This is a genomic window from Rubrivivax benzoatilyticus JA2 = ATCC BAA-35 (assembly GCF_000190375.1).
In the GTDB taxonomy this organism is placed as follows: domain Bacteria; phylum Pseudomonadota; class Gammaproteobacteria; order Burkholderiales; family Burkholderiaceae_C; genus Rubrivivax; species Rubrivivax benzoatilyticus.
Genome location: NZ_AEWG01000082.1, coordinates 1 through 3,507 on the forward strand (window position 1 = coordinate 1; position 3,507 = coordinate 3,507).

5 protein-coding genes are annotated in these 3,507 nt (G+C 74.4%); all 5 read right to left on the reverse strand.

All coding sequences use genetic code 11. From position 1 onward, the window contains the following. Nucleotides 1–716, reverse strand: a 716-nt coding sequence (gene sctJ / locus RBXJA2T_RS10100) for a type III secretion system inner membrane ring lipoprotein SctJ (RefSeq protein ID WP_009857261.1), incomplete at its 3' end; no start/stop codon positions are given. 8 nt (nt 717–724) lie between these two features. After that, the gene (locus RBXJA2T_RS10105) at nt 725–1,117 is read right to left on the reverse strand and encodes a hypothetical protein (RefSeq protein ID WP_009857262.1); all 393 of its coding nucleotides are present in this window, start codon (nt 1,115–1,117) and stop codon (nt 725–727) included. A gap of 16 nt (nt 1,118–1,133) precedes the next feature. Next, a complete protein-coding gene (locus tag RBXJA2T_RS10110) occupies nt 1,134–1,424 on the reverse strand; it encodes a hypothetical protein (RefSeq protein ID WP_009857263.1) in 291 nt (96 codons plus the stop codon). 26 nt (nt 1,425–1,450) lie between these two features. Next, on the reverse strand, nt 1,451–2,554 hold the full coding sequence (gene sctD, locus RBXJA2T_RS10115) for a type III secretion system inner membrane ring subunit SctD (RefSeq protein WP_009857264.1): 1,104 nt from the start codon (nt 2,552–2,554) through the stop codon (nt 1,451–1,453). After that, the coding region (gene sctC / locus RBXJA2T_RS10120) for a type III secretion system outer membrane ring subunit SctC (protein WP_009857265.1) at nt 2,551–3,507 on the reverse strand (957 nt) is incomplete at its 5' end. The genes sctD and sctC, both read right to left, overlap by 4 nt.

Sequence of the window (3,507 nt, forward strand, 5' to 3'; positions counted from 1 at the left end):
CCGCCGCCGATCGCCAGCGCGCTGCCGCCCAGCGCCGCGGCCCACAGCAGCGGCCGGCCCAGCCCGTCCAGCGCCGTCGCGGCGGCCGGCGCCGCCGGCCCGGGCCAGGGTTCGGCCGGGAAGGTGACGACCGTCACCTGCTCGTAAGGCAGGCCCTCGATCGCGTTGACGACCAGCGCCTTGATCGAGCCGATCTGCGGTGCCAGGTCGACGCCCGGGCGCACCTTCAGGAACACCGCCGCCGCCGACGGCTCGGGCTTCTCGGCGAAGCGCCGCTTCTCGGGCACCGCCAGATGCACCCGCGCGAGCACGACGCCGTCGATGTTCTGCAGCGTGCCGGCCAGCTCCTGCGACAGCGCATGCATGAAACGCGCGCGCTCCTCGAGCTGCGTCGTGACGAAACCTTCCTTCTTGAACATCGTGCCCAGGCTCTCGTGGCCCTCGCGCGGGTAGCCGGCGGCGTGCAGCACCTGCACCGCCCGCGCGAACTCGCCGCCGCCGACACGCAGCGCGAACTGGCCGCCGTCGACACGCTGCTTGGCGGCGTCGATGCCGGCGTGCGTCAGCAGCGCGACCATCTCGTTGGCCTCGCGCTCGTCGAGCTGGGCGTAAAGCTCCTCGCGGCCGCAGCCGGCGAGCGCGGCGGTGGCGGCCAGCAGCAGCGCCAGGCGGCGCAGCCGGGCGCGGGTACGGGCGGGGAAGGGGGGATGCGGCATCGTCGGCCTCAGGCCTGCTGGCGGAAGAGTTGCTGCAGCCCGTCGGAGGTGCGGTTGGCGACGTTGGCCGTGAGCTGGCTGTGGAACAGGAACTCCTGGCAGCGCACGGTCAGCATCACCATCTCGCCGGGCGTCATGTCGGCGCCGGCCTGCATCGCGACGCGCGCGTGGCGCGACAGCGCGGCGGCCTCGCCGTTGATCTGCTCCAGCGGCCGGAACAGCAGCTTCATGCCTTCGCCGGTGGCCTGCGCCGGCTGCGCCTGCAGCGGCTGCCCGGCGCGTGCCAGCGAGGCGTTGAAGGCCGACAGGTCGGTCAGCGAGACGCCGTAGCCGGCCTGGACCGGCGGCGTGGCGCCGGTCGCCGCGGCGGCGGCGGGCGGGAGGACGGCGATCGTCGTCATCGGCGTGCTCCGCGGCTCACTGCTTGCGGGCCATGGTCTCGAGCGCCGTGCCCACCGACGAGATCGCGGTGTGCGCGCTCTGCGCCAGGAAGGCCATCTGCTGCGACTGCGCCGTCAGCTGTGTGATCGTCGCCGGCCGGTCGTCACCGCCGTTGATCAGGTCGGCCGTGCCTTCCATCTCGGTGGCCTTGCTGTCCAGGGCCTTGCCCCAGGCCTCGGCCATCAGCTCGTACCACTTGCTGCCGGTGCCCTGGCCGGTGCTGGTGGTGCTGGCGGCGAGGGAGGTGGGCGGGATCGTTTGCGACATGGTGGGCTCCTGGGTGGGGACGGGGATCAGAAGGCGATGGCCGAGCGCTCGCCTTCACGTTCGAGCTCGACGCGGCTGCCGTCGATCTGCTCGATGCGGTGTCCGGTGGGCAGCATCGCGCCGACGAAGTAACGCGTGCCGTCGACCGTGACGACATAGGGTTCGGGCCCGGCGACGATCGAGGCGACCCGTTTGCCGGGGTCGTCGAGCGCCGGCACCGGGCTGGGCGTGCGCTGCGGCGGCTCGTTGACGGGCTGCAGGCTGTGCAGCCCGGGCACGTCGCGGCGCACCAGGCGCTCGATGGCGGCCAGCGGCGCCGGGTCGGTGAGCGCGGTGTGCACGCGCATCGCGCCGGCGCCGCTGGGCTGCACCTCGGCCTTGACGCCGTGCACGCGGTAGACGTCCTCGATCGCGTGCGCGATGGCCTCGTTGACCCAGACGTCCAGCCGCGCCGCCAGCCCCTGGCCGGCGAGCAACTGCTCGGCGCGTGTGCGCTGGGCCTGGGTCTCCAGGTAACCCTTGACGAGCAGGCCGCCGGACTCGGGCGCGACCTCGACGGCGGTGAAGCCGGCCGAGGCGAGCAGGGCCTGCGCCTGGCGCGCCTGCTGCGCCGGCGTCGGCGCCGCCGGCGTGGCGACCATCGCCAGCGCGAACATCGACAGCGAGGTCGCGGCCAGCGCCGCGCCGCCCAGGCGCAGCCAGCGGCCCCAGCGGTGCAGGCGCTGGCGGAGTTCGTCAGGGCGCGCCGGTTCGGGCGCGGGCGGCGGCGGCAAGCCGCCTTCGAGAAGCGCCACCCACGCCGGGCTGCCCAGCGGGCCGGCGGCCAGGCGCACGCCGTCGATCTCCAGCGGCTGCAGCGCCGACAGCGCCAGCGCCTGGCCGGGCTCCAGCTCGCGCCGGCCGCAGCGCACGCGCCCGGCCTGCACCTGGAGATGCAGCCGGCCGTCGGGCTGCAGCGTCAGCGTCAGCTCGGCGCCGTCGTTGCCGGCCTGCGGGCGCAGCAGCACGTCGCAACCCCAGCGCCGGCCGACGCGGTAGGCGCGGCCGGGCTCGAGCACGACGCAGGCGCCGCGCTGCGGGCCGTCGAGGACACGCAGCTCGTGGGCGGCGGGGGCGGGCGGCGTGTTCATCGGCGGTTCTCCGTGGCGGGCGGCGCGGCGCCCTCGGGTGCAGTGGCGGCGACACGCCGCGCCGGCACCAGGCGCGGCGAGATCAGGAACAGGCGTTCGGTGCGGCGCAGGCTGTCGACGCTGCTCTTGAACAGGTTGCCCAGCACCGGGATGTCGCCGAGAAAGGGCACCTTGGTGACGCCGTTGCTGCTGGCTTCGCGCGTGAGGCCGCCGACGAGCAGGCTCTCGCCCTCGAAGATCAGCGCCTGGGTGTTGATCGAGGCGCGCTCGACGACCGGGATCTGGTCGACCTGCTGCTGCGACAGCGCGCCGTCCTCGATCGCCACCAGCAGCTTGATGCGCACGCCGTGCTCGTCGCGGAAGACGTGCGGCGTGACGCGCAGCGTGGTGCCCGCCGACACCGAGAACAGGTCGACGTCCTCGCGCCCGGCGACGCGCACGTAGAAGGTGCGGCTGGTGTCGAACACCGCCTCGACGTCCGACAGCGTCAGCACCTGCGGGCTGGACACGACCTTGGCCGCGCCCTGGTCCTGCAGCGCGTTGATGCGCAGCGCCAGCTCGTCGGCGCCGCCGAGCACGGCCGACAGGAAGCCGCCCTTGCCCTGCGGCGTGATGTCCTCGGGCCGCTGCGAACCCGACAGCAGCGTGTCGCTGTTCGTCCCGTTGCCGAACAGCAGCGACGAGCGCCCGCTGGACAGCCGCCAGTTGATGCCCAGCTCGCGCAGCCGGTCGGTGTCGATGTCGACGATGCGCGCCTCGATCTCCAGCGCCTGCGGCTCGACGTCGAGCGCGCTGATCAGCTGGCGGTACTGCGGCAGGCGCTGCGGGTCGTCGCGCACGATGACGGCGTTGAGCCGCGTGTCGGCCTCGACGCGCGCCAGCGAGGGGTCGACGAGGCGCAGCGCGGCGGGCTCGGCCGCGGCGGCGGCCGGCAGCGTGCCCGGCGCCGCGCC

Excerpts from the sequence above, each read along its gene's own strand:
- sctD (WP_009857264.1), bottom strand. The coding sequence starts at position 2,554 with ATGAACACGCCGCCCGCCCCCGCCGCCCACGAGCTGCGTGTCCTCGAC.
- RBXJA2T_RS10105 (WP_009857262.1), bottom strand. The coding sequence starts at position 1,117 with ATGACGACGATCGCCGTCCTCCCGCCCGCCGCCGCCGCGGCGACCGGC.
- RBXJA2T_RS10110 (WP_009857263.1), bottom strand. The coding sequence starts at position 1,424 with ATGTCGCAAACGATCCCGCCCACCTCCCTCGCCGCCAGCACCACCAGC.